We start from the raw sequence: 25,200 nt of genomic DNA, 5'->3' as shown, positions 1-25,200 counted from the left end.
CGGGAGTCTAGCGGCCCGGTATGACCGGAGTTTGACGATTGGTCTGCAAACCCTTCAGAGCTTTGCGTCTGGTCAGAGCGTTCAGATTCTCAGGGCAGCACGGGATACAGGTCGACACGCCCGCCGGGTTTGACGTCCTCCCTCGCGGCAATCCCGACGACGGCACTGCTTCCCTCGCGGCTGCTCAGGCGGGTAATCAGGGTAACGAATTCATTGACGTCCAGACCCTGATTGGTGATGTACTCGGTGGGCACCCCGCGGGTGGTGAGGTCCAGCACGGCGTCGGTGACCAGGTCACTGATCTGTTGCTGCATGGCGTAGGTTCCACCTCCCAGACTGACGGTGGCCCGGCGGATGACCTCTCCACTCCGGTAAAGCACGGCATTGGGCCGCGCTTCACAGCTCAGGTCCACGGCAAAGCCCACGGCGCTGTTCTGCGCCGAGCGGCACTGCACGAAGGTGCTGGCATTCAGGCCGCGCAGCTTGGTCTCCAGCGCCGTGCGGGCCGTGCTGTTCAGGCGCACCGGCGGATTGCCGCGCGCACCCCTGGCCTGTGCTGCGCGGCCGGCGGTTGCCAGAAAGGCGTCAAGGTTGCGCACGCTGGGCACCACGGCGGCATAGACCAGCTCGTTTTTGGGGTAGGCCAGTTCGGTGTTGCGGCTGACGTTCAGCTCGGTGCGTGCGCTGCTGTACTCGTCCTGAAGCTTGCCCAGCGAGGCACGGGTGCTGGCCAGGTCACGGGTTAGGGCCTCGTTGCTGGCGCGCAGCTGACTTTGCTGGGTGCGCAGCGCCGTGAGGTCGCGCCGCACCTGGTCGCGTTCCCGGGTGGCCTGGGCCCGTTCCTGTACGGCGCGGTTGCGCTCGGCCGCCGCGCGGTCACGGTCAGCGGCAAGTTTGGCCCGCTCGGCGGCCAGGGCATTAAGGCTGCCCTGGGCCACCTGACGCTCCTTTTCAGCCTGCACGCGGGCCTGCTGCGCGGCGCTGAATGCTGCCGCAGCCTGCTGCCTGGAAGCTTCCAGGGCGCGCGCCTGAACACTCAGGCGGCTCAGGCTCTGCCGGGCCTGCTCTGCCTGTTGCTGCGCCTGGGCCGCCCGGGCCTGCGACTGCGCCACACGGGTTTCAGACTGGACAGCCCGGGCTTCAGCCTGCACCGCGCGCGCTTCGACCCGAGCAGCGCGCGCCTGGGCCTGCTCAGCCCGCTGCTCGGCCAGGGCAGCGCGGTCCTGGGCCGCCCTGGCGCGGGCCAGCACTTCCTCGGCCTGCGCCTGGGCCGCCCTGGCGCGGTCCTGGGCGCTGCGGGCCTCCTGCTCCGCCAGCGCGGCGCGGGCGCCCAGATCCAGCACCTGCGCGTCCAGCGTGGTCGCACGGGTGCGGCTGGCCTTCAGGTCCGCCTCGGACCGCGCCAGCCGGGTCCGGCTCTCCCGCGCGCGCTGCTCGATGGCCTGCACACTTCGCTGCAGGCGCTGGGCTTCGGCTCTGAGGGTCTGCTCGGCTGCCCGGGCAGTTTTCAGATCTCGGCGCGCCGATTCCAGATCACGCAGGGCAGCCTGCTGCTGCTCACGCAGCCGCCCGGCCTCCTGCTGTGCCCGGTCCCGCTCCTGGCGCGCGGCGCCCAGATCGCCCTGTACCGCCCGGAGGTCCTGTTTCAGGGCCTCGATCTGCGGCCGCAGCTGATCGGCCTGCGCGATGGTATTGATGGCACTGCTGTTGAGCGCCAGAAAGGCCGCCAGACTGGCCGCGCTGATGCCCATGCCCGAGAGCACCGCCACGATCAGGGCAGTCTGCTTGGGCCGCAATCCGAACCAGCGCAGGTGCCGGCGGCCCACCTTCTTGGCAATGGTATCGGCGGCGTAGGCCACCACGCCGGACAGGATCACCACGAAGGGCAGGAACAGCCAGAGCATGCCTTAACTCTCCTTACAGCTCGAAATCGTCGCCCAGATAGTGGCGACGGGCGTCCTCGTCCTGCGAGAACTCCTGTGGCGTGCCCTCGAACTTGACCTGCCCGTCATACATCAGGTACACCCGGTCGGTCAGGGCGATGGTCTCACGGACGTTGTGGTCGGTGATAAATACTCCCAGACCGCGCCGGTCACGCAGGTCACGGATCAGCCGCTGGATCTCGCGGATGCTCTTGGGGTCCACGCCGGTAAACGGCTCGTCGAGCAGCAGGTAGTCGGGGTCAGTGGTCAAAGCGCGCGCGAGTTCCAGCCGCCGCCGCTCGCCGCCGGACAACTGGTAGGCGTAGCTGCCGGCCAGATGGGTCAGGCCGAACTCGGCCAGCAGCGAATCTGCGCGGGCCTCCTGCTCGGCCCTGGGCAACTTCTGGTATTCCAGGATGGCCAGCAGGTTGTCGCGTGCAGTGAGCTTGCGAAAGGCACTGGGCTCCTGTGGCAGATAGCCGACCCCCAGCCGCGCCCGCTCGTGCATGGGCAGGCGGGTCACGTCCCGCTCACCAATGTGAATCTGCCCGGCCCCAGGCCGGATAAAGCCGACCAGCATATAGAAGGTGGTGGTCTTGCCGGCCCCGTTGGGCCCGAACAGGGCCACGATCTCACCGGGGCGCACCATAAAACTGGCGTCGCGGACCACCGCCCGGCGCCCGTAGGTCTTGCCGAGGTGCTCTGCGACCAGATGCGGCCGCCCGTCCAGGGGGGTGACGCCAGAGGAAAAGGCAGTCTGGGGCGGGCTGGAAGCGGCGGACACGGTCACGTCAGGCAGCGTAGCATGTGGGCCGTGAGGGGCCGTGAGCACCTGCACGGTTGCCCAGGTCAGGACCGAAGCCGGGCTTACACTGGGGCCATGCTGTTGACCATCATCGTGCTGGATTCCGTGGGCGTGGGCGCGCTGCCCGACGCCGAGCAGTTCGGGGACGCTGGCTCACATACCCTCAATCACACGCTGGAGGCCGCGCCGGTGAAATTGCCCAACCTCGCGCGGCTGGGGCTGGCCAGCCTGCCAGGTGTGCAGACGGGCGAAGGCACCCTTCCCGCCGTGCCAGCCGAGGGGGGCTACGGCCGCCTGCGCGAGGTCAGCCCTGGCAAGGACACCAGCACCGGCCACTGGGAATTCATGGGTGTGCAGCTGCAGCACCCCTTCCAGGTGTTTCCCGACGGCTTTCCGCCGGCGGTCATGGACCGCTTCGACGCCGCGACCGGGCGCGGACACCTGTGCAACAAACCCTACAGCGGTACTGAGGTCATCCGTGATTTCGGCCCTGAGCACCTGAACACTGGCGCGCCCATCGTGTACACCAGCGCCGACAGCGTGTTTCAGATCGCCGCCCACGAGGACGTGGTGCCACTGGAGACCCTGTACGCGTGGTGTCAGGCGGCGCGCGAGATCCTGCAGGGGGAATTCGCCGTGGCACGTGTCATCGCCCGGCCCTTCCGGGGAGAGTTTCCCTTCGAACGCGCCAGCGAGCACCGCAAGGACTACAGCCTGACCCCGCCCCCGACCGTGCTGGACGCCGTGAAGGCCACCGGGCAGGCTGTGGTGGGTATCGGCAAGATTCCGGACATCTACGCCCACCAGGGCTTTACCGAGGAAATTCATACTGACGATAACGCCGACGGCATCCGCAAGACCCTGGCCCGGATGCGTCAGGCCGCGCAGGCAGGCGAGCGGGGGCTGATCTTTACCAACCTGGTGGACTTTGACAGCAAGTATGGTCACCGCCGCGATCCAAAGGGGTACAGCGCCACGTTGGCCGAGTTCGACCAGGCGCTTCCTGAACTGCTCGCCGCAGTGCCGCAGGAGGGCGCCCTGCTGATCCTGAGCGACCACGGCAATGACCCGACCTGGACCGGGACCGATCACACCCGGGAGCACGGTCTGCTGCTGGCCTGGCACCCCGGTATGCAGCCGGTAGCCCTGGGTGACCGGGCGACGTTTGCCGATGTGGGCGCCACCACTGCCGAGGCGCTGGGCGCCGTCTGGACCGGGCCGGGTGAGAGCTTCTGGAACGATCTGAACTGAGCCCGGCCTCGCTGCACTTGGGCGCCGAGAGCTTCACGATGACCCTCACTTTGGGGGGCCGCTACGCTGGCGAACAGCTCTGGGCGCTGCACACCGAGCGCAGTTCGCTGGTGGCCCGGGTCCAGACTGATTTCGGCGGGGTGCTGCCGGAGATCCGCCGCGTGCAGACCAGCCGCATGCATCCGCGCGCCCTGACCAGCCAGGGCTACGCCGAGGGCGATGGACGTGGCCGGGCCAGTTTCGAAACGGTGTTCGACCGGCGGTCCGGATTGATTACCCTGCGTCAGGGCAAGGACGAGGTCTCGCAGCCCCTGACCACCGACTACCACGACCCGGTCAGCCTGCTGCTGTGGCTGCGGCTGCGCTGCGCCTCAGGTGCAGGCGATGAGCGCCTGCACGCCCAGCTGACGGGGGGGCGGGTGCTGATCCAGCGCCTGCCGGAAGCCGAGCTTGACGGGGTACCGACCTGTGGGTATTTTCTGCGGCCCGGCAATGCCTACGTGTATATCGAACGCGGCGGCGACCACCGCCTGCTGCGCCTGATCCAGCCCACTGATTTTGGCCCGATCGAGGCCAACGTTCAGGGCGAGACCCGCAAGGCGGCCGCGCCGGAGCGTGAGCGCCGACGGCGCCGGGCGGGGAGTTCTGGCGAACGGTCCTGAGGTTCAGGCCCAGGACGCCTGCTGTCCTGAGCACGCAAAGACGCCTCCGCACCAGTCTTCCCTTTCATTTCCATCCCCGAGGTCCAAGCTATGCAAGTTCTCGAAGGTGCCGCGGCCCGCGCCGCCCTGACCCGCAGTTTCAATGAAATTCCCGTACCGGACGCTGTACTCGCGCGCATTGAGGCGACTTTTGGCGAGCCGCTGAGCCCTGAACAGGTTGTCGAGCGCATCCTGGCCGACGTACGTGCGCGTGGAGACGAGGCCCTGCGCGACTGGACCAGCAGGCTCGACGGCACGCGCCCGGAGGTACTGGCCGTCAGTGACGCCGAGATTGCTGCCGCGCAGGTGGACGGGGAACTGCACGGGGCCATCCAGCTGGCCGTGGCCCGCGTCCGGTCCTTTTACGAACAGCAGCCGGCGCACGGTTTTCTGAACCACACGGCCGAAGGCGCCCTGGGGCAGCTGGTCCGCCCGCTGTCGCGCGTGGGTGTGTACGTGCCCGGGGGTCTGGCACCCTTGATCAGCACCCTGATTCACACGGCTGTACCCGCGCAGGTGGCCGGTGTGCGCGACATCGTGGTGACCACCCCGCCGGCCCGTGACGGCACCGTTCACCCGGCCATTCTGGTGGCCGCACGTGAACTGGGCATCTCTCAGGTCTTCCGGGCTACGGCACCGAGAGTATTGCCGCCGTGGACAAGATCGCCGGCCCCGGCAACCTGTTCGTGGTGATTGCCAAGCGGCTGGTCTACGGCCAGACCGGCATCGAGAGCCTGCCGGGGCCCACCGAGACACTGGTGGTGGCCGACGACAGCGCCGACCCCCGCCATGTGGCCGCCGATCTGCTGGCCCAGGCCGAACACAACGGCGCCGAACCCGTGCTGGTCTCGACCAGCCGCGCGCTGCTCGTGGCCGTGCAGGCCGAACTCAGCGGGCAGCTCGAAGCCCTGCCCGAGCCCAACCGCAGCTGGGCACGTGACAGCGTGATCTCGCGCATGAAAGTAGTACTGGCGGCCGATCTGGACGAAGCGCTGGCTCTGGCCAACCTGTACGCCCCCGAGCACCTGTGCCTGCTGACCCGCGACCCCTGGAGTCTGCTGGGGCAGGTGACGCGCGCCGGGGGTGTGTTTATCGGGGAATACAGCATGGAAGCGCTGGGCGACTACGTGGCCGGTCCCAGCCACGTAATGCCGACCGGCGGCACCGCACGCTTCATGAGCCCGGTCAATGTACGGGACTTCCAGAACATCATCAGTGTGGTGGGGCTCAACGCCGGTGCGGTGCGGCTCATCGGTCCGGCCGGCGCGACCCTGGCGCGCGCTGAGGGCCTGGAAGCGCACGCCCGCGCCATCGAGAGCCGGCTGTAAATGAGCCTGCCGGAACGTGCCGATACCGATCCGGTCAGTCTGGTGGTGCGGCGCCGGGTGCGCCCCGGCCATGAAGCCGAATACGAATCCCTGCTGACCGAGGGTGCGGCGCTGCTGAGTCGTGTTCCTGGGCACCGCGGCACCGGCATTATCCGCCCGGTGTCGGGAGACCGGGAGTACACCCTGGTTACCCGCTTCGATTCGCTGCGCGCCGCCGCCGACTGGGAACTTTCGCCGAAACGTGCCGAGTGGCTTTCGAAAGTCGAGCCGCTGATTGACGGTCAGGTCAGTTTCGAGAAGCAGCCTGGACTGGAATTCTGGTTTACGCCGCCTGCAGCGCCCACCCTGCGTCAGCCGCCCCGCTGGAAGATGGCCCTGGTGACCCTGGCGGCCCTGTACCCGGTCAGCGTGGGCAGCGGGCTTCTTTTGGCCCCTGCCGTGGGACACTGGCCACCACTGCTCCGGGCACTGCCGCAGATGGTGATGGTGGTCGTGGTCATGACCTATCTGGTGATGCCGACCGTGACGCGCTGGGCCGCCCCCTGGCTGAAGCGCTGACCCGGAGACCCGGAAGGACAAGGGAACCGTAGATCCGCCTCGCGGGGGACATAGCTATGAAGACAGTGCCCTGAGCTGTGGTGCAGACCAAACCCCTCCCTGAATCAGGGAGGGGCGGACCACCGATTAATCAGCGGCGGCGACGTGCGGGCTGCGGACCCACCCGGCCGGCGCCGGTGCCACTCCGGGATTCGCCGCTGCGGCCCCCGTCGCGGCTGCTTCGGGCCTGACCCTGGCTACGGGACTGGCCCTGACCACTCTGACCACGGGCCTCACTGCTGCGGCCCTGGCCCTGTCGGCCACCGTCCTGACTGCGGCCTCCCTGGCCGCGTCCGGGGCTTCCTCCGCCACGGTTGCCACCCTGCTTCTCCTGGATCTCCTTGTCGATCTGGGCTTCCTCACGGGTGGTGGGCGGGTGCAGAGGTGTCGGCAGCGTCCGGCGGATGCTTTGCCACAACGCACGCTGCTCGGGAATCAGCAGCACCAGGTTGACACCAGGCCGGCCGGCGCGCGCCGTGCGACCGGAACGGTGAACATGGTCCTCGGCGGTGGCGGCCACATCCATGTGAATCACGATGCGCACTTCCGGCAGGTCGATGCCACGCCCGGCAATATCCGTGGCGATCAGCACGCGGGACTGGCCGTCACGCAACTGTTGCATGGTGCGCTCACGCTTCTTCTGGTCCATGTTTCCCTGAAGCGGGCTGACCAGCTCGCCGGGCAGCATGGCCTGCAGCTGTTCGGCGCGGCGCTTGACCAGATGCTTGGTGCGGCAGAAGATCACCACGCAGCCGCCCGGAGCTTTCAGGGCGTCGCGGGCATGTTCGGCCGTGACTTCCAGCACGTCCGCACGGCTGGTATTGACCAGCAGGTGGGTAGCACCTGTGGCCCCGCCCAGGATGTCCTCGTCGGCCCGCGCGACCACTTTGGGGTCCGGAGTAATGTCGATGCGCTCGGGCGATTTCATGAACTGCTCGGCCACACTGCGGATGGCTGCCGGGAACGTCGCGGAGGCCATGGCCATCTGCAGGTGAGTGGGTGCGGCAGCCCGGTGAGCAGCGCGCAGGATGTCCCCCACATCTTTGAGGAAGCCCAGCGAGAGCAGTTCGTCGGCCTCGTCCAGCACCACGTAGCGCAGACCACGCAGGTCCAGTTCGCCCTTGTTGATCAGGTCCTTCAGACGCCCGGGGGTGCCGGCGATCAGGCCCTTGCCGCTGGCCTCGCTGCGGGTCTGGGCCGGTGTGATGCCGCCGGTAATGCGCCCGGCAGGCATGCCCAGTTCACGTGCCACATCACGGATCTGCACCGCCAGTTCCCGGGTGGGGGTAATGACGAGCACTTCGGGGCGCATGCCACGTGCGGCACTCATTCCGATACCGCGCGCTGCCGCCGGAATCAAAAACGCCAGGGTCTTGCCGCTGCCGGTGCGGGCCGTCGTGATCACGTCGCGTCCGGCCATCAGGGCAGGAATGGCCCCGGCCTGGACCGGGGTGGGGGTGCGGCCGCCGAGCAGCTCAGGCCAGTTCTCAGGCGTGACGCTGGGACGGGCAGTTTCGGGGCGGGGGGTAGAGGTTCGGGGCATGGCTGTCCTTCCGCAGCACCGTTTTTGAAACGGGCTGCCTCCGGCGGTGGGCCCTGCCGGGAGGGGATCTGGAAATGCGCGGCCAGCAGCACACGCAGCGAGGAAAAGCAGCCGGAACTCCTACAAGCCCCGGAAGGGTCGCCGCCCACGGTCCATAAGACGGCCCGGGCGGCAAGCACGTCAGTATAAGGGCACCCCCAGCCTTAAGAAAGGTCAGGCTAACCTTCTACATTTCGTGAGCCACCTTACGCTTAATCTCATATGACGGAATCCGGCCCTGACAACAATTGGGCCATGAAACATATTATTTTTCCGACCGTTGCCGATGCCGACGCCTTTATTTCCGACCTGCAGCAGCGTGGCGTGGTTCGCCAGGAAGTGGGCAGCACCACCCTGAACCGCCGCAGCAGCACCAGCACTACCACGACCACCACCGAGAGCTACGGTGATGGTGACGGTGCCAGTGCTGGTGCCGAAGACGCCGGCGCCGGCGCCGTGAAAGGCACCGGCGTGGGCGCTGTGGTCGGTGCTGGTGCTGGCGTGCTGAGTGCTGCCGGCGTAGTGGGAACCGCTGCCGCGACGGCCGCGACCGGCGGGCTGGCTCTGCCGGTCATTCTGGGCATGACTGCCCTGGGCGCGGGCGTAGGCGCTGCTGTGGGCGCCACCGGCGGCGCCATGGGCGTGGACGAGAACCGCGACGGCCTGACCGCCGGATACGACGTGGACGACACCCACTACGACACCATGCATAACACCATGAGCGGCGGTGGCCGTGCCGTGGCCGTAGAGGACGCCGTGCCCAGCGACGTGCTGGAAGAAGTGATGCGCCGCCACAATGGCCAGTTTGTCGGTGGCAACGATGGCATGACCTCCCGGTAATAAGCGGCCCCTACGCCCCAAAACCAATAGCTTGACTTGATCCGGACCCTGCTGCCAGGGTCCGGATCTGAACGAAGAAACCCGCGCTGCCGTCTATAGGCCGGGCAACCCGAGCCCCTGTTTTCCCGAACAGGGGCTCTGCTATTGAGCTGTTTTCGCCGGTTATCTTCCCGAACCTCATCGCGACGGTCTGCAGGTTCCTATTCCTGCGGAAAAGCCATGGGGCAGGGGCTGGGCACCCCCTGCAGCAGGTCACATACCTGATCTCAGCTCATGCTGGACCGATCCGGACGGCGGGATCGATCCTGTACCTCTGGTCCTCCAGTGCTTGCCCCGGACCTGACAGAAACTTCATAAAACAGCGTCTCTCCACCTCTTGAACTGGCGCTGTCATGAGCTTTTCATAAATTCCTCAGCAGTTGGGAACCCGTCGATGAACTGGGTACAGTGGAGACGTTTCCCCACACCCCGGAGGCCCCTGTGAAGGAAGCTTCGCCTGACCACGACCGGCTGCTCGCGCTTGCTCGTTACGTCCTCTCCAACACTTCCTCGAGTCAGGCGCTGGAAAGCATCACGCAGCTTGCAGCGAGGTTTCTCGGCATGCCGGCAGCGCAGCTCAACCTGATCAGTGAGCACTGGCAGCACACCCGGGCCCAATTCAACTGGAGCGGACCTGACCTGCCCCGTGACCTTTCTTTCTGCACGCATACCATCGAGCTGCCACCTGGCGAACTGGTGCTGGAAATTCTGGACACAACGCGTGATCCCCGGTTCAGTCAGCATCCCCTGGTCGTCAGCCAGCCGGGGCTGCGCTACTACGCCGGAGCACCCCTGTACACACCTGACGGCTATGCCATCGGCAGCCTGTGCGTCCTGGACACCCGCCCCCATGCTCCCCTGACGTCAGAACAGCAGCTGATCCTGACCCAGCTGGCCGATCTGGCCGTGACCGAGCTGGAGCGCGAGCGGGCGGCCCAGGCCCTGCAGGAGTCATTCCAGCAGCAACAGGCGCATGAGGCGCGGCTTCAGGCCATGATGGCCCACACCAGCGATCTGGTGATCTTCAAGGACAGTGCCGGGAGAATCCTGGACCTCAACCCCGCTGCCGAGCGGGTATTGGGGTACCAGCGGGGCGCGACGGGTCAGATCGATCTCGAACTGTTCGGCGAAGAGGAGTACATCCGCACCCGGGCCTCCGAGGAACATGTCATGCGGACCGGCGAGCATCTTCGTTACGAACGGCGGATTCGACTGGGCGGCCGTGAACGGGTTTTTGAAGCCACCACCTTTCCGCTGCAGCTGCCGTCTGGTGAGGTGGACGGCGTGATCGTGGTCGCCCGTGACCTGACCGAGCACCATGACCTGAAGCAGGCCCTTCAGGCCGCCAACACCGAGCTCGAAACCCGCGTCCAGGAACGGACCTACGCGCTGGAAAACTTGGCCTATCGCGATCCCCTGACCCGCCTGAGCAACCGCCGGGCCTTCGACCTGACACTGGATACAGCACTGGCCCAGGCCGAGCGCACGGGCTCGGCAGTACATCTGGTGATCTTTGATCTCGACGAACTGAAGGCCATGAACGACCGCTTTGGTCACGCCCGTGGAGACGAATTCCTGAAGACCTTCTCCTCGGCGCTGGGCCGGGTCTTTCACCAGGGTGCGGTGTTCCGTTTCGGAGGCGATGAATTCGCGGTGATCTTCGAAGGGAAGCCGCCCGTCCCGCTGCTGGACATGGCAGCACAGGCCGTGCTGCTGACCCGGGAAGGTGGCTTTCTGCTGGCCAATGCATCGTTCGGTGCCGCGTCCTCGCCAAGTGACGCGGTGACCGCCAGTGACCTGCTGCGGCTGGCCGACCAGCGCATGCTGCGTGACAAGATCGCCAAGCGCTCGGTCCGGCACCTGCAGGTGCCCCAGCCGGGCAGCCAGCAGACGGCCGCACCTCATACGCCGGCGGCAGCGCTGGAAGCCATCCGCGCCACCCTGCATCTGCTGACCCAGGAAGGTGAACTCAGTGACGTGGCCTGGAAGGGGCTGCTGGAAGCGGCCGTGGTCAGTGTGCCGGGCGCCGAGGCCGGGTCGCTGTCCCTGCATGAGCAGAATGGCTTCGTGTACCGCGCTCAGGTGGGATTTTCGGATGCTCTGCTGGGCATGCGGCACAGTGTCGCCGATGCGTATGCCTGGCATGGGGCCGGGGACTGGCGGAACGGCCGGGCCCGTCTGATCAGAGGCGCAGACACCATCCGTGAACATTCGCGTATGACCGTTGACAGCCTCGAACAGCGGGAGGTGTACGAGCAGTACGGCGCGCTGCATCAGCTCAAGGCCAACGTCAGCGTCCCGGTGGTGCTGGGCGGCGAGGTAGTGGCCGTGATCAACCTGGACAGCATGAGCCACGAGGCCGCATTCGATCTGGCAGCCCTGCAGACTGCTGAGGAGTTTGCCGCACTGGCCGCAGCCCTGCTGTCCGACTACCGTAGGCGCGGGCGCGAGCTGGCCCGGCAACGTGAACTGGAGGTTCTGGTGCGGGTAAGCGCGACCCTGCGTGACGCCCGCAGCCCCGACGACGTGGAAACGCCGCTGTGTCTGGAGGCCGTCGAGCTGCTGGGTACAGAGCATGTCGTGTACCTGCGCCACCTGCCCGACGAAGACACCCTGCAGCTGACAGTCCGCGGCTGGCCGTCCGAAACCACACCGCGCACCGTCCCACGTGACGACGGGCCACTGTGGACCGCGCTGCACTCGCGCCGCCAGCAGCAGGTCCGGGCCGACACCGCCAGTGCTGACATGTTCCATCTGCCCGGGGCCGAGCTTCTGGTCACGCCGCTGTGGGCAGGAGACATGCCCCTGGGGGTGCTGGTTGCGGCCCACAGCGCACCGGCCTCCTTTACCGACCTGGAAGCGAAGCTGATTGCCGCCGTCGCCTCCACGGGCGCGAGTGCCCTGCAGCGGGTGCGCGCCGAACAGGGGCAGGCCGAGCGGGTGGCCGAACTGCACCTGCTGGCCGATCTGGCGCGTCTGAAAGGTGCGCTTGACCCCCCGGCCGAAGTCGCGCGACGCTGCATCGCGGCGGCCCGGACCTTTCTGGGTGCCGAGTACGCGGGGTACCTGCATCTGGAACACCGCTTCACAGTCACCGATGGATACGCGCCGCCCGCCTTTCACGCAGCGGTCGCGCCCCTGATCGAGCACTCCCCAGATCTGGAGCAGCTGCTGGACCCCGAGGCGCCCAGGATCGCTGCCAGTGCCTACCCGCAGAGTCCTGACGCCATGCCTGCCCTGGTCGAGGCCGGGGTGCAGGGCCTGGTGGTCGTTCCGGTGGTGGAGCGTGGTCAGCGGGTCGGGCTGGTGGCCTTTGTCTGGTTCCAGCCACGGCGGACCCTGCCGGGCGCGGCGCAGACCCTGGCAGCACGCGTGGCCGAACTGATTGGACGGGTCACTGAACGGCACGCCTACATCGAGGACCTGAAAAACACCCGCGAAGGCGCCCTGCTGGCGCTGGGCATGTCGCTGGAACTGCGGGACTTCGAGACCCACGGCCACACCGAACGGGTGGTCAGGCTCTCCACCCGCTTCGCCCACCACCTGGACCTGGGAGCCGAGGAGCGCGAGGGCCTGCGTCAGGGTGCCTACCTTCACGACGTCGGCAAGCTGGCCATTCCCGATTCCGTGCTGCTCAAGCCCGGTAAACTCGATGAGCACGAATGGCGGCTGATGCAGACCCACGCGGCCATCGGTGCCGACATGATTGAGCGCATTCCGACCATTCATCCGCTCGCGCGTGGCGTGATCCGCCATCACCACGAGCGCTGGGACGGCCGGGGCTATCCCGACGGCCTGTCCGGCGAGGGCATTCCGCTGGCCGCACGTGTGTTCAGCCTGGTGGATGTCTACGACGCGCTGACCAGCGAGCGGCCCTACAAGCGGGCCTGGACCCCCGCCGAGGCCTGTGAGGAAATCCGGCGTCAGGCCGGGACGCAGTTCGATCCGGCACTGGTCGAGGTGTTCCTGAAGCTCGTCGAGCCCCTTGAGCAGCCTCCACGCGGGACTGACCCCTACAGGAAGTCCGTGCTGTGAACGTCGCCCGGCAACGTCTTTTCCGGATCAGGCCCCACGAACCACGCGTCACGAATGGTGCAGACAAAAGCCGGGGAGCACTTCCTCCGTGCAGCTGGACAGAGCCCGAGTAACACTTCTGTGTCTACGGGCACCTCAATGAACTTCAAGCGTGACCTCACGGCCCAGGCCGCGACGGTGCAGGTGACGCCACCCCTGGGCCAGGAACGTTGCCGCATCAGGAGCACTGTATGGTCAGCAGCAAATTACTCCCAGAACGGGTCACGGGGTTAGGGTCGAGACAACTCCGGCAGTCGGCGTCCAGAGGGGCCTGCCGAAGAAGGATGCGGTTCCATCTGCAGGCACCGGGCGCGCTGACAATGACCCGGAAGGCGGCCCACACATGTTCAGAAGCGGCATCTTCTAGATCATTTGTCAAAAAGGTGGCATCCTTCTGACCGAGCGAGGCAAGTGGATTTTAACGGGCAGGACACAGAATGGAGCCGGCGGGTGTCTCTTCCCTCGGTGGCGTCATTCGGAGAACAGCTCCAGGGACCTTCTGGAGGGCGCATGATCTTTGAAGCAAACCAGACCCCGCTGATGATCGGGGACAGTATCACCGGCGCCGGGCGCACGCAGGGCCAGGGGGAGTGGGGACAGGGCTACGTGAACATGATCCGGGTCCTGCTGCTGGCCAGTTGCCCCGGGCTGAATCTGAAGGTCATCAACCGTGGGGTCAGCGGTGACACCGCGCGTGACCTGGGCGCCCGCTGGGAGCAGGACGTCACCGTCCACCAGCCGGACTGGGTCAGCATCAAGATCGGGAACAACGATGTCTGGCGGGGCTATGCCGGCCAGCCTCACGAGGCGGTGCCACCGCAGGAGTATCAGCAGCGGCTTTCGGCCTGCTGGACCGCACCCTTCAGGCAGGTGCGCGACCGCTGCTGATCACACCATTTCTGTTTGAACCCGACCACGCCGAGCCGATGCGTCAGATGGTCGAACAGTACGCCGGGCTGCTAACAGCACTGGGGCGTGAGTGCGGCATTCCGGTGGTGGAGTTGTAGCCTGCCTTTGACGCAGCAGCCGCAGCCACTGCTCCTGGCATGTGGGCGCCTGACCGGGTTCACCCTTCAGATGCCGGCCATGCGCTGATCGCCCTGGAGTTTTTGCGCAAAGCGGAGGTGCCTCTCCTGAGCAGCCCGGCACCTTAACGCGGCATCTGCATATCAGTCTTCCTGAAAAAGCCGATTCGGCCACAAGGTACGAAAATCTGAATCCCAGGCGACACAGGCCAATCCTGGTACCAGAGCTTTCCGGCGCCTGTTTGATCAAGGCCAGCGAGCAAACTGAAACGCTCCGGTGCGGGCCGACACAACCCGCACCGGTCAGCTGAGCTACACTGGGCCCTCTACCCTAACCCAGTTGCCTGCCCGCAAGGGGTGGCAGGCCCCTGTTCCAGGAGGACTATCTGATGCGTTCCCCCCTCAAGACTGCCGCTGCCCTGACCTCCATGCTGTTTGCGTCCGCCCTGGCCATCACCTATGGCCAGCCCGACGGCAACAGGCACCCATTTGTAGGCGCCCTGGTCGGGGACTTTGGAGGCCAGACCTACCCCTATTGCTCGGGCACGCTGATTTCTGAAACCGTGTTCCTGACAGCCGCCCACTGCAACCTGGGGCAAGCACGCGTGACCGTCATGTTTGACAGCAAGTACAGCAAGCAGACCAAGCTGCACGCGGGAACCTTTCATGCCCACCCGCAGTATGGCGCGGCACAGAATGACCCGCACGACATCGCCGTGGTCGTGTTCTACAAGCCCATCACCGGCCTGACACCCGCCCGCCTGCCCACCCGTGGTCAGTTCGACCGCCTGTCCCCGGACCAGAAGTTCACCAGCGTGGGCTACGGCGGCCAGGAAGCGGTCAACCAGCCGGGCGGACCGGTCAACGGGTATCTCGACACCCGGGAGTACTCGGTGGGCACCCTGAACGCGATTAACCCGGCGTGGCTGCGCATCTCCCAGAACCCGGCCACGGGCAACGGCGGCACCTGTTACGGCGACTCTGGCGGTCCGAACTTCCTGGGTGCCGGAGCGGATGAGACGAATCTGGTGGCCAGCACGACCATCACCGGGGACGCGCTGTGCAAGAGCACCAACGTGACCTACCGGCTGGATACCGACTCGGCGCGAAATTTCCTGAAGAGCTTCATCTCCCTGCCCTGAGGCCGGTTCCTCGCTGTTCCCTCTGTATCTCCGGCGCGTGGAGTTTCCATGCGCCGGCTTTTTCTGCCTGCCGGTCGGGTGTTCTCCTCAGTGCTGATCCGACTGCAGCTCTCAACCGTTCCGCGCCCTAGATGAAGCTCAGATGGCCTTTCATGCTGCTTCACTGCACAGTTCGCGCCCACACCGCGCGTAGGGTTGAGGCTGCATGTCATTCTCTGGCCGGGAAATTCCTATTCATGTTGTTGGTGCCGTCGCCTTCGCGGTCCAGGGGATGTACATCTCGCTGTATGGCCCGATGTATCCACGTCTGCTGGAGCATTTCCAGCTATCGCAGGCGCAGGTCGGATGGATTGCCAGTGCAAATTTTCTGGGCTCCAGCAGCGCCATGCTGGGAGCCACCTGGCTGATGGGGCGCTTCGGCGTGCGCCGGATGCTGACCATCTCGCCGCTTCTGGTGGGTGTGGGTGCCATCGGGGTCGGCATTTCTGGAAGCTGGACGCTGGCCCTGGTGTTTGCCCTGATCGCCGGCCTGGGCACCGGCGGTGTCAGCAGCGGAATCAACATTTCGCTGGCCAGTCTTCCGGAGCGCTCTGCGCCCGTGCTCAACGCGGTCAACGGCATGTTCGGACTGGGGTCTGTTCTCGGGCCTCTGCTGGTGGCGACACTGCCCGGCAGCACCACGCGCTGGCCCTTCGTCGTGGTCGGCCTGCTGGCCTTCATGGTCCTGGCGGTCGCCCGTGGCCTGCCCCATACAGCACCCACCTCAGCCCCCCGGGACACGGTTCCCCGGGCAAAACGCGGCATTACGCTGTTCACGTTGCTGCTCTTCCTGTACGTGATGACTGAAGTTGGTGCCGGAAGCTGGATGACCACCCACCTCGCCCCGCAGCTGGGCGCCCGCAACGCTGCGGCCCTGGTCAGCGGGTTCTGGCTGGCCTTTATGCTGGGCCGCTTTGCCGGAGCACCGCTGGCCGCGAGATTTGCGCCGCAGGTGCTGGTTCCGGCCTCAGCGGTCCTGGCCATCGGCGCCGCCGGGCTCGCCACCATTCCCGACCTGCGCGTAGCCGCGTACATCCTGCTGGGGCTTGTTCTGGCCCCGATCTTCCCGACTACGGTGGCCTGGTACGGCCAGCACCTCACCCCCCGGCGGCTCCCAGTCGCGATGACCGGCGGGACCATGGGAGCGGTGGCCATTCAGCCTCTGATGGGTCTGGCGGTCAGTTCCTCCAGCGTCGCAGCAATTCCCCTGGTGCTGCTGGTGCTCGCGGGCTGTGTCCTGGCAGTCTCTGTCTGGATCCGCCTGTTTCAGGGTCCACCCGAAGCCGACCCTGCGTGACCCTGACGCCTCACCCTGACGAATCGGGCCATTGTCAGGCCGGCAAGGTGAAGGTAAAAGTGGCGCCCTCTCCGGCCTGTGACGTGGCCGACACCTCGCCACCGTGCCGCGCCACTATTCGCTGCACGGTGGCCAGCCCGACGCCGGTGCCTTCAAATTCGTCCTGCCGGTGAAGGCGCTGAAACACGCCGAACAGCCGGTCGGCATACCGGGCATCGAAGCCGACGCCGTTGTCGCGGACATGAAAGGCCCATACCGCCCCCTGACGTTCCGACCGGACCTCAACCACACTTTCGTCACGCGGCCGCGAATACTTCAGGGCGTTGGACAGCAGGTTGATCACCACCTGCCTCAGCAGCGCCGGATCCCCCTGCACCACCGGCAGGGTGCCGATCTTCCATGACACGCGCTGGTCGTGCACCTGCGCGGCAAGTTCGGTCTGAACCGACCCCACCAGTTGCCCCAGGTCTACCTGGGTCAGCTGCAGAGGTTCGCGCGACTGACGCGCAAAGTTCAGCATGGCGTCGATCAGGCTATTCAGGCGGTCGGTGGCGTCCTCGATGACGCCCAGATACCGCCCGGTCTTGGGATTTGCCTCTGTATCCACCACGCCGCGCAGCAGCCCGACAAAGCTTTTGATGTGCCGCACCGGCGCCCGCAGGTCGTGCGAGATCGTGTAACTGAAAGCATCGAGTTCCTCGTTCGCACGTCTCAGCTGCTCGTTGAGCTGACGCTGCGCTTCGCTCGATGCACGTGTTCGGGCGAGGTCATATTGAATCTGCAGCGCCTGGGTCCGGTGGTCCTGAGCCTCATTGAACAGCTCCCTTTCCACGGCCCGCGCCTGCTCCAGGTGATCGAGTGCAAGCCTGAAATCGCCCGCCTCGCGGTGGAACCGGGCCAGCAGGTCGTGGGCCTCCAGCCGCTCCGCGCGCAGATTCTTCTCCTGGGCCAGCTTCAGGGACTGCTCCAGCGTCTCCCGGCGGCCCTCAGGCTGCAGGGCCGCGTGATGCATCAGCAGCTTCACCTCAGCCAGCGGGTGCCTCGCGGAAGGAGCCAGACGCAGCCCTTCCTCGTAGCATTGCCGGGCCAGTTCCGGGGCTCCCAGGGCCTGCCGGGTCAGCCCAAGACTGTCCAGGGCCAGCAGTTCGGTCTGGCGGTCCCCGATCTGGCGGGATAGGCCCAGGGATTCTTCCAGCAGCGGCAGGGCCTCGGCGTGACGGTCGAGCTTGCGAAGCGTCTCGGCCATGTTGTGAATGTAAGCCGCCGTCAGCCCATGGCCCGCCATGGAACGGGCACGTTCGACCGCCTGCTCGTGGTGTTCGAGCGCACTGGCGTACTGACCCAGCTGCCGGTAGTGGGTCGCGATGTTGTTCAGGGTCGAGAGGACGTGAGGATCGTGCTCGTCGTAGGTCTTCAAGGCTTCGAGCAGGTACTCCAGTCCGGACGCGTAATCGCCCAGCTCATTGGCAATGATTCCGAGGTTGTTGAGGCAGGACGCCAGACAGGCCCGGTTGTCCGTTTCACGGCTCAGTGCTGCAGCGGCCTGCAGAAACTCGGACGCCGGAAGATACTGTCCCTGTACCCCGTGGATATTGCCGACCAGACGCAGACACCAGGCTTCGTGGTGCCGGTCGGCCAGATGGCGGAACTCCCGCAGGGCTTCATCGGCGTGGTCCAGGGCGCTGTCAAAGCTGGACAGACGCCATTCCAGGGTGGCCAGTTGCAGCAGGGTGCGGGCCACGCTGCCCTGGTCCGCCTGCTTCGCCAGGGCCAGGGCCTCGTACAGAACCGGCAGGGCACTGGGCCGGTCCTGCTGCTCAAGCTGCGAAGCCCGTGCCAGCAGAGCCTCAACCTGACCGGTGTCAGGTCTGGGTGCCTGATCGTCCTGGGGGCTGGAAGGGAAATTCGTCATCTGGAGTGTGGCCTGGCTGTGAAGCTAACACAGCACCTGTTCTGTAATTCTTACTACTCTGGATTCCGGTCTGTGGCAGGGGGTTTCCGGAGTCCAGGACTGGAACCCTGACCCTACCCTGTGGCTGCGGAGCGACGTCAGCACCTGACGGTCCTGGCATTGTGCAGGCCCCCCAAGGCTCCTGTCCAGCCGGAGGATTCAGCTTCTGAACAGAATTTTTCTTTTCATAACCCCACTGGCTTGTGGCGTTGCAACCCGGGCGGGGCCTGCTACGCCTCCCTGCCCCTGAGAAGGAGCGCGCTGGTGCAACGCTGCCCCGAGGGAGAGCAATTGATAAACATTACCGGGCACATGGCACCGATCAAACGAACCGTCAGGACTTTTATCCTGTCGTTATGCCAGAAAACCACAACCACACGGGCGCAGAAGCAGGACACGGTGATTCTCCCGCCCTTGCACATCTGCGTCAGCTTGTCCGGCTGACCGGGCCCAGCGGAAGCGAGGAGGACATTATCCGCGCAGTCCACCGGGCCGCTTCGGCACTGGCCGACCACACCGAGATGGACGCTTTCGGGAATGTCATCGCCATCCGGCGGGCGGCCACGGAGGGAGCGCGCCGCATGATCGTGGCCGCACACATGGACGAGGTCGGCTTCCGGGTCAGGCAGATTACCCCGACCGGCTTTCTGCGGCTGGAAAAGGTGGGAGGCACCGATGACCGCATCCTCCCTGCCCAGCGCGTCTGGGTGCGCACGCAGCAGGGCCGCCTGATGGGCGTGATCGGCACGAAAAGTGCTCACCTGCTGGCCGACGCAGACCGGCAGCGGGTGGTGCCGGCAGCGGAACTGTACGTGGACATCGGCGCCCGCGACGCGGATGAAGCCATCGGGATGGGCGTTCACCTGGGAGACCCGGTGGGCTTTGTGGGCGTCCTGACCGAGCTGGGTCAGAACACCGGACGCTACACGGCCCACGCGGTGGACGACCGCGCCGGCTGCGCGGTGCTGCTGGCCCTGCTGGAGCGTTACCAGGACACCCCTCCACCGGTCACGGTCATCTTTGCCTTTACGGTCCAGGAGGAGGTCGGGCTACGCGGCGCCCAGGCTGTGGCCAGCGCCCACCAGGCAGATGTGGCCCTGGCCCTGGACATGACGGCGGCCGACGATACGCCCGAGTTTGGCCCCTGTCACCTTCAGCTGGGTGCCGGCCCCGCCGTGAAGGTGATGGACTTCTCGACCCTGTCGCATCCGGCGGTGAGGCGCGGGCTGATCGCCGCTGCGGACGTGGGCGGGGTCGCCATACAGCACGAACTGCTGCGCGGCATCGGCACCGACGCCGGAGCCCTGCAGCACAGCGGCCAGGGCATACCGGCCGGCGCCGTATCGGTCGCCAACCGCTACACCCACAGCCCCGTCGAGGTTGTGGACGAGCGTGACCTGAACGGCGCCCTGGAGCTGCTGCACCACTTTATCCAGCGCCTGCCGGACCTGGATCTGCGTTTCGTCGCGCTGGGCGACGGCTGATCCGGCTGTCCTCTCTTCCGGTCCTGGACGGATCAGCCCACAGACACCACGTCCGGAAGCTGCTGCGTCTTCAGGGTCCACACGAAGTCCCGAAGCCATACGGCCCCAGCTTCACGACCCGGGGCGCTACAAAGCGCCGTCACCCCATCCCTATCCGGAGGCACCTCTTATGACCACCTACCGCAGACTTGGCCGCAGCGGCCTGCACCTTTTCCCCATTGGCCTGGGCACCATGCAGTTCGGCTGGAGCGCCGACGAGCAGACGTCCTTTGACATCATGGACGCCTACGCCGCAGCCGGCGGTAACTTTCTGGACACCGCCGACATCTACAGCAACTGGACCCCCGACAACCCCGGAGGGGTGTCCGAGGAGATCATGGGCCGCTGGATGAAAGCCCGGGGGAACCGTGACCAGATGGTCGTGGCCACCAAGGTCCGGGGACCGATGGGCCCGCGCGGCAGCGAAGGCCGGGGCACCATTCACCAGCGTGAGGGGCTTTCAAGGCGCTGGATCCTGAAAGCCTGTGAGGACAGCCTGCGCCGCATGCAGGTGGATCACATCGATCTGTATCAGGCGCACTGGGTGGACAACCAGACGCCCATCGAGGAAACGCTCGCCGCCTTCACCGAACTGGTGCAGCGCGGTTACGTGCGCTACATCGGCTGCTCGAATTACAGCGCGTGGCGCCTGATGCAGGCCCTGTGGGCCAGCGACCGCCACGGCCTGGAAAGCTATGTCAGTATCCAGCCGGAGTACAGCCTGCTCTCCCCCACCCGCGCAAACTTCGAGCGCGAGCAGCAGCGTGTGGCCGTGGAGTACGGCCTGGGAGTGGTGCCCTGGAGCCCGCTGGGCGGGGGAATGCTGACCGGCAAGTACCGGCGCGGTCAGCCCCTGCCCGACAGTGTGCGTGCCAGCGAGAATGCCGCGCGGCGCTTCAGTGACCAGAACTTCGACATCGTCGAGACGCTCGTCGCGGTTGCGGAGCGGCACCAGGCCCACCCGGCGCAGGTCTCGCTGGCGTGGCTGCTCGCGCAGCCGGCCGTCACGGCACCGATTATCGGCGCCAACAGCGTCGAGCAGCTGCGGGAACTGCTGGGGACCGTGGATGTGCAGCTGACCGAAGACGATCTGGCCGAGATCACCCGCGTCAGCGACTGGGAGCGCGCCAGGACCGAACGGGAAATTTAACGGGAGACAGGAAGAGCGGGCGGTGGAGCAAAAGTCACCGCCCGCTCTCCTTCTGTTCCGCCGGCTATGCCCCTTTCCTGGCGACGCCACACGACCAGGAACATCGGAGCGACTCGCATGGCTGGTTATATTCCTGCTTCAGCGCTTTTTGGGCCGCCGCACCGGTTGCCCCTGGGCCTCATGGAATGCGGTCAGCACCTGCGCGTCGAGCTGCCCTTTCTGAACTGCGCGCTGAACCGCGCACCCCGGTTCTGTGGTGTGGGTGCATTTGCGGAAGCGGCATTTGGTTGCCAGTTCCTCGAGCACATCAAAATTGACGCTGCGCGAATCGGCGTCCCAGACGGCGATATCCCGCAGGCCGGGGTTATCGATCAGCAACCCGCCGCCAGGCACCCGGTAAAGGGTCCGTCCAGTGGTGGTGTGGCGGCCCTGCTGGTCAGTTTCCCGCACGCTGCCGGTAGAGGCGACTTCCTGGCCCAGGAGACGGTTGGTCAGCGTGGATTTGCCCACCCCGGACGAGCCGATCAGGGCCACGGTCTGACCGGGCGTGAAGTAGGGCCGAATGGTGTCCAGTCCACCATCGTGGGCCGCCGAAACCTGATGCACCGGCAGGTCGGGGCCCAGACGTCTGACCTGCTCCAGATACCACGCCGCGTCCTGCACCAGGTCGGATTTGTTGAGCAACACGACCGGCTGGGCACCGCTGACCTGCACGGCTGCCACATAGCGGCCCAGGCGCGGCAGGTCGAAGTCCAGGTCCGGCGTGGTCACGATAAACACAACATCCACGTTGGCTGCAATGATCTGCTCTGCCGTGCCACCGTGGACTGCCCGGGCAAAGGTGGTGCGCCGGGGCAGCACCTGCTGAATACGCAGGGCCTGCGTCTCTTCCAGACGCTCGGCCACAACCCAGTCCCCGATCACCGGCACCTGCTGACCCGGCGCCTCCTGTCGCAGCGTTCCGGCGAGCAGGGCATCTTCCAGGCCCTGCTCTGTCCAGATCTGATAGGAAGAGCGCCCTACGCTGGCAATACGTCCAGGCTCAGAGCCAGCAGACACATCGCGCAGGAACGGCTCTGCAGCCTCCGCAAAGAAGTCAGACCAACCCAGGCCCTGAAGAGCGTCAGTCATCTGCAGGTCACCCGGCACGGGGACCGGCCGGGCAGGGCGAGAAGCTTGGACACGTCGTCATTCATAGGCCCAGGGTAGCCTCTTCCGACCGGATCTGGCCCCAGGCTTTCCTTGCGACATTCCACGCGCCAACCTCTGCACAGCCGGAGTTAAAAGATAGGCCTGCGCCCAGAGACCCCTGAAGTCAGATGACCGCCACTGAATGAAAAAACTGCGGCCGGCACAGCATTTTCGAATAGTAAAACTTGAACAGATGCCCTGGCGTGAACCCGATATCTTTCGGCATCTCAGCCGAAGGAGGTCATCGCTTGAGTAAATCTGATCACAGTTCCAACCCCCTGACCACTGGGGTTCAGCTCTAACCAAAAGTGTCTTTCCACGGCCTCGCTGCAAGGTGACGGCACGTGAACAGAACGCGAACCGGACTTCTCCGGTTCGCGTTTTTTGTGGCCTCGGCGCAGGGTGCTGCAGAGACCGCCACCGGGACCAGCAGATTGCTTCTACAGCACAGCCACAAACCAACTGGACATATCTCTGCCTTGTTGTATTGTCTTATTGATATGCGACAAGAGGCTGAAAGCCTGGAGCCCCTGATCACGCTGGACCTGCACAGCGGCGTTCCGCTGTACCTGCAGCTTGCCGAGAGTCTGAAACGGGCCATTGACCTGGGTCAGCTGCGGCCCGGGGACATGCTTCCACCAGTCCGCGCCCTGGCTTCCCGCCTGCGGATTGCTCCCAACACCATCGTCCGGGCATACGCCTCATTGCAGGACGCCGGCATGATCGAGAGCCGCGCGGGAGCCGGCACCACCGTGACGGCCCGCTCCCATGCGCCCCCAGCCCAGCAGGAAGCGCTGCTGCGCGAGTTCCAGCTGATCACCACCCGACTGCTGCATGCCGGCGTCACCCCGGGCACCCTGCAGACGCTGCTGCAGGAGCTCACCACGTCCACGGAGGTCACCCCATGATGCCCGTTGTTCTACAGGCCCAGGCCCTCCGCACCCGGCGCGGGAAGCACATCATCCTCGACGACTGCTCCATGCAGGTGACCCAGGGCAGCATCTATGCCCTGCTGGGGCCCAACGGCACCGGCAAAAGCACCCTGCTCCGTGCCTTGCTGGGTCTGGAACCGTTGCAGGCTGGCCAGGTCACCATGTTGGGTATGGACCCCAGTGTCAGCTCCAGCCAGGTCAAGGAGCAGGTGGCGCTGGTACCGACCGGCGGAGTTCTGCTGCCCACACACGACGCGCAGGCGCATTTTCAGGTGGGAGCACGCCTGCACCCGATGTGGAACGCTGAATTTGCTCTGCAGACCGCTGACCTGTTCGGGGTTCCGCTGCGCCGCGCTGCCCGGCACCTGTCCACCGGGCAGCGCATCGGTCTGGCCCTGGCCTACGCCTTTGCCAGCCAGCCCAGGCTGCTCATTCTGGATGAGCCCACTAACGGCCTGGACCCGGTTCACCGTCAGGCGCTGCTGTCCCGGCTCGCCGAATACGCGGCCGACGGTGGCACGGTGGTTCTGACCTCCCACGTGCTGGCCGAGGTAGAAGGCATCGCGGACCACGTGGGGTTCATGCATTCCGGCCGGGTGATTCTGGAAGGCGAGACGGACGCGCTGCGCGATCACCACAAGACGGTGCAGGCCATCTACCAGGAAGCGGTGCCCGCGTCGGTGGCCGGATGGCTCCAGACCCACCACACGCCTGAGCACGTTCAGCTTGACGGACCGGTCGTGCAGATTCACGCCAGCGGCAACGTCGACGAGGTGGTCCGGGTGCTGATGAGTGCACAGCCACTGCACCTGCAGGTGCGCCCCCGGCCGCTCGAACATCTTTACGCCTCAGTGATGGGAGGACAGGCATGATCTGGTTTGAATGGACCGCGCGGCGCAACACGTGGCTCACGCTGCTCCTGGTCACTGTTGCGGCGAGCCTGGCGTACGCTTTCAACGCAACACCCTTTGACAACATCTATGGCCTGGTAGACCGCAGACGCGATCTGAATGGCGCGCACGTTCCCTTCTACTCGGCCCTGCACTGGAGCGTGCTGGAATTTGCCCTGGTGATGTTCGCCGCGTGGTTCGGCGCCACGGCGCGTGAGAACGCCGCCTTCCTCAACATGCAACCCCTGTCGCGTCCGCAAATCGTCGGGGGCCGGCTGCTGTTCGGTCTGCATCTCCTGGCAGGGCTGGTGCTGACTGCCCTGCTGCTTCAGGGCCTGCTGATGCCGCTGCCGGCCACCTGGATGGAGCGTGAGCTGCTCTGGTCTCACCTGGCCACGGACAGCCTGCTGATCTTCCTGGAAGCGTCGCTGGTGTTTGGCCTGGCCACCCTGCTGTCTGCCTTTCTGCCGGTCGCAGTGGCAAGTCTTGGGGCCCTGGTCCCCGTGCTGGCCGACGTTCTGCTGCGCTCCTCCGGCCAAGGTGGGGGTGGGCTGTGGACCGCCAGCAGCTTCTATGCCTACGCCGTCCGGGATCTGGGAGAGAAAGGCGCAGCACCCTGGACCTCGTTCGTTCAGGCCGTGAAGCCGCAGCAGACGTTTCCGACCTATGAACTTTCCTTCCAGATCGTGCTGTCAGCGGCTGCTGTCATTCTGGTGCTGACCGGAGCTCTGTGGGCCTGGGCCTGGCGGCGCGCCCCAGGCTGGAGCAGTCAAAGCTGAGTCCAAGGATTAAGCAGGACTGCGCCTTTCCCGTCAGCGCGCAGTCCTGCTTGATCCTGACCAGAGCGTCCGGAACCTGCACACTGCATGCCCGTGACTCTTCCAGCCGCAGCTGGAAACAGGCGAGATGCAGCTCGAATCT

The 25,200-nt window shown here is 65.9% G+C and carries 18 protein-coding genes and 1 pseudogene; 14 read left to right on the top strand and 5 right to left on the bottom strand.

What is annotated here, in order from left to right:
* Nucleotides 1–89: 89 nt before the first annotated feature.
* A complete protein-coding gene (locus IEY49_RS12560) occupies nt 90–1,904 on the bottom strand; it encodes a DUF3084 domain-containing protein (protein WP_189009154.1) in 1,815 nt (604 codons plus the stop codon).
* A gap of 13 nt (nt 1,905–1,917) precedes the next feature.
* Nucleotides 1,918–2,652 carry an LPS export ABC transporter ATP-binding protein gene (gene lptB, locus IEY49_RS12555; protein WP_189009415.1) on the bottom strand — a complete coding sequence of 245 codons (735 nt, stop codon included), beginning with the start codon at nt 2,650–2,652 and terminating at the stop codon, nt 1,918–1,920.
* Between the two features lie 150 nt (nt 2,653–2,802).
* Here lptB and IEY49_RS12550 point away from each other — a divergent pair, with 150 nt between their 5' ends.
* The 4 genes and pseudogenes from IEY49_RS12550 to IEY49_RS12535 all read left to right on the top strand — a co-directional run bounded on the left by IEY49_RS12550 (nt 2,803) and on the right by IEY49_RS12535 (nt 6,565).
* A complete protein-coding gene (locus IEY49_RS12550; RefSeq protein ID WP_189009151.1) occupies nt 2,803–3,978 on the top strand; it encodes a phosphopentomutase in 1,176 nt (391 codons plus the stop codon).
* 38 nt (nt 3,979–4,016) lie between these two features.
* Nucleotides 4,017–4,640 carry a hypothetical protein gene (locus tag IEY49_RS12545; protein WP_189009148.1) on the top strand — a complete coding sequence of 208 codons (624 nt, stop codon included), beginning with the start codon at nt 4,017–4,019 and terminating at the stop codon, nt 4,638–4,640.
* A gap of 90 nt (nt 4,641–4,730) precedes the next feature.
* Nucleotides 4,731–6,007 (top strand): annotated as a pseudogene (hisD, locus tag IEY49_RS12540) (histidinol dehydrogenase).
* The gene (locus IEY49_RS12535; RefSeq protein WP_189009145.1) at nt 6,008–6,565 is read left to right on the top strand and encodes an antibiotic biosynthesis monooxygenase; all 558 of its coding nucleotides are present in this window, start codon (nt 6,008–6,010) and stop codon (nt 6,563–6,565) included. It abuts the pseudogene before it with no gap.
* A gap of 130 nt (nt 6,566–6,695) precedes the next feature.
* Here IEY49_RS12535 and IEY49_RS12530 read toward each other — a convergent pair whose 3' ends face one another.
* On the bottom strand, nt 6,696–8,147 hold the full coding sequence (locus IEY49_RS12530; RefSeq protein WP_189009142.1) for a DEAD/DEAH box helicase: 1,452 nt from the start codon (nt 8,145–8,147) through the stop codon (nt 6,696–6,698).
* A 294-nt stretch (nt 8,148–8,441) separates the two neighbouring features.
* On the opposite strand from IEY49_RS12530, the gene IEY49_RS12525 reads away from it, so the two are divergent.
* The 5 genes from IEY49_RS12525 to IEY49_RS12505 all read left to right on the top strand — a co-directional run bounded on the left by IEY49_RS12525 (nt 8,442) and on the right by IEY49_RS12505 (nt 16,642).
* The gene (locus tag IEY49_RS12525; protein ID WP_189009138.1) at nt 8,442–9,026 is read left to right on the top strand and encodes a hypothetical protein; all 585 of its coding nucleotides are present in this window, start codon (nt 8,442–8,444) and stop codon (nt 9,024–9,026) included.
* Nucleotides 9,027–9,506: 480 nt separating this feature from the next.
* Entirely contained in the window at nt 9,507–13,100 is a 3,594-nt protein-coding gene (locus tag IEY49_RS12520; RefSeq protein ID WP_189009135.1) for a sensor domain-containing diguanylate cyclase/phosphohydrolase, read from the top strand.
* A 549-nt stretch (nt 13,101–13,649) separates the two neighbouring features.
* Nucleotides 13,650–14,027, top strand: coding sequence for an SGNH/GDSL hydrolase family protein (locus IEY49_RS12515; RefSeq protein ID WP_189009132.1), 378 nt, complete (start codon nt 13,650–13,652; stop codon nt 14,025–14,027).
* 526 nt (nt 14,028–14,553) lie between these two features.
* The gene (locus tag IEY49_RS12510; RefSeq protein WP_189009129.1) at nt 14,554–15,306 is read left to right on the top strand and encodes a S1 family peptidase; all 753 of its coding nucleotides are present in this window, start codon (nt 14,554–14,556) and stop codon (nt 15,304–15,306) included.
* Between the two features lie 205 nt (nt 15,307–15,511).
* Entirely contained in the window at nt 15,512–16,642 is a 1,131-nt protein-coding gene (locus tag IEY49_RS12505) for an MFS transporter (protein WP_189009126.1), read from the top strand.
* 34 nt (nt 16,643–16,676) lie between these two features.
* Here the strand turns inward: IEY49_RS12505 and IEY49_RS12500 are convergent, their stop codons facing one another.
* Complete coding sequence (locus tag IEY49_RS12500; protein ID WP_189009123.1) at nt 16,677–18,554, bottom strand: tetratricopeptide repeat protein; 1,878 nt, start codon at nt 18,552–18,554, stop codon at nt 16,677–16,679.
* A 395-nt stretch (nt 18,555–18,949) separates the two neighbouring features.
* On the opposite strand from IEY49_RS12500, the gene IEY49_RS12495 reads away from it, so the two are divergent.
* Together IEY49_RS12495 and IEY49_RS12490 are read left to right on the top strand one after the other, a co-directional pair.
* A complete protein-coding gene (locus IEY49_RS12495) occupies nt 18,950–20,077 on the top strand; it encodes a M42 family metallopeptidase (RefSeq protein ID WP_189009120.1) in 1,128 nt (375 codons plus the stop codon).
* Nucleotides 20,078–20,246: 169 nt separating this feature from the next.
* Nucleotides 20,247–21,266, top strand: a complete 1,020-nt coding sequence (locus tag IEY49_RS12490) for an aldo/keto reductase (RefSeq protein ID WP_189009117.1) — start codon at nt 20,247–20,249, stop codon at nt 21,264–21,266.
* Between the two features lie 138 nt (nt 21,267–21,404).
* Here IEY49_RS12490 and rsgA read toward each other — a convergent pair whose 3' ends face one another.
* Complete coding sequence (gene rsgA / locus IEY49_RS12485; protein ID WP_189009114.1) at nt 21,405–22,397, bottom strand: ribosome small subunit-dependent GTPase A; 993 nt, start codon at nt 22,395–22,397, stop codon at nt 21,405–21,407.
* Between the two features lie 560 nt (nt 22,398–22,957).
* Here rsgA and IEY49_RS12480 point away from each other — a divergent pair.
* The 3 genes from IEY49_RS12480 to IEY49_RS12470 are packed head-to-tail and all read left to right on the top strand — an operon-like array spanning nt 22,958 to nt 25,058.
* Complete coding sequence (locus IEY49_RS12480) at nt 22,958–23,365, top strand: GntR family transcriptional regulator (RefSeq protein ID WP_189009096.1); 408 nt, start codon at nt 22,958–22,960, stop codon at nt 23,363–23,365.
* On the top strand, nt 23,362–24,261 hold the full coding sequence (locus IEY49_RS12475; protein WP_189009093.1) for an ABC transporter ATP-binding protein: 900 nt from the start codon (nt 23,362–23,364) through the stop codon (nt 24,259–24,261). The genes IEY49_RS12480 and IEY49_RS12475 overlap by 4 nt, the downstream gene beginning before the upstream one ends.
* Entirely contained in the window at nt 24,258–25,058 is an 801-nt protein-coding gene (locus tag IEY49_RS12470; protein WP_189009090.1) for a hypothetical protein, read from the top strand. The genes IEY49_RS12475 and IEY49_RS12470 overlap by 4 nt, the downstream gene beginning before the upstream one ends.
* Nucleotides 25,059–25,200: the final 142 nt, after the last annotated feature.

Source organism: Deinococcus malanensis, from assembly GCF_014647655.1.
Lineage (GTDB): Bacteria > Deinococcota > Deinococci > Deinococcales > Deinococcaceae > Deinococcus > Deinococcus malanensis.
The sequence above is the reverse complement of the archived record's forward strand: the minus strand, read 5'-3'. Positions and strand labels throughout refer to the sequence as shown.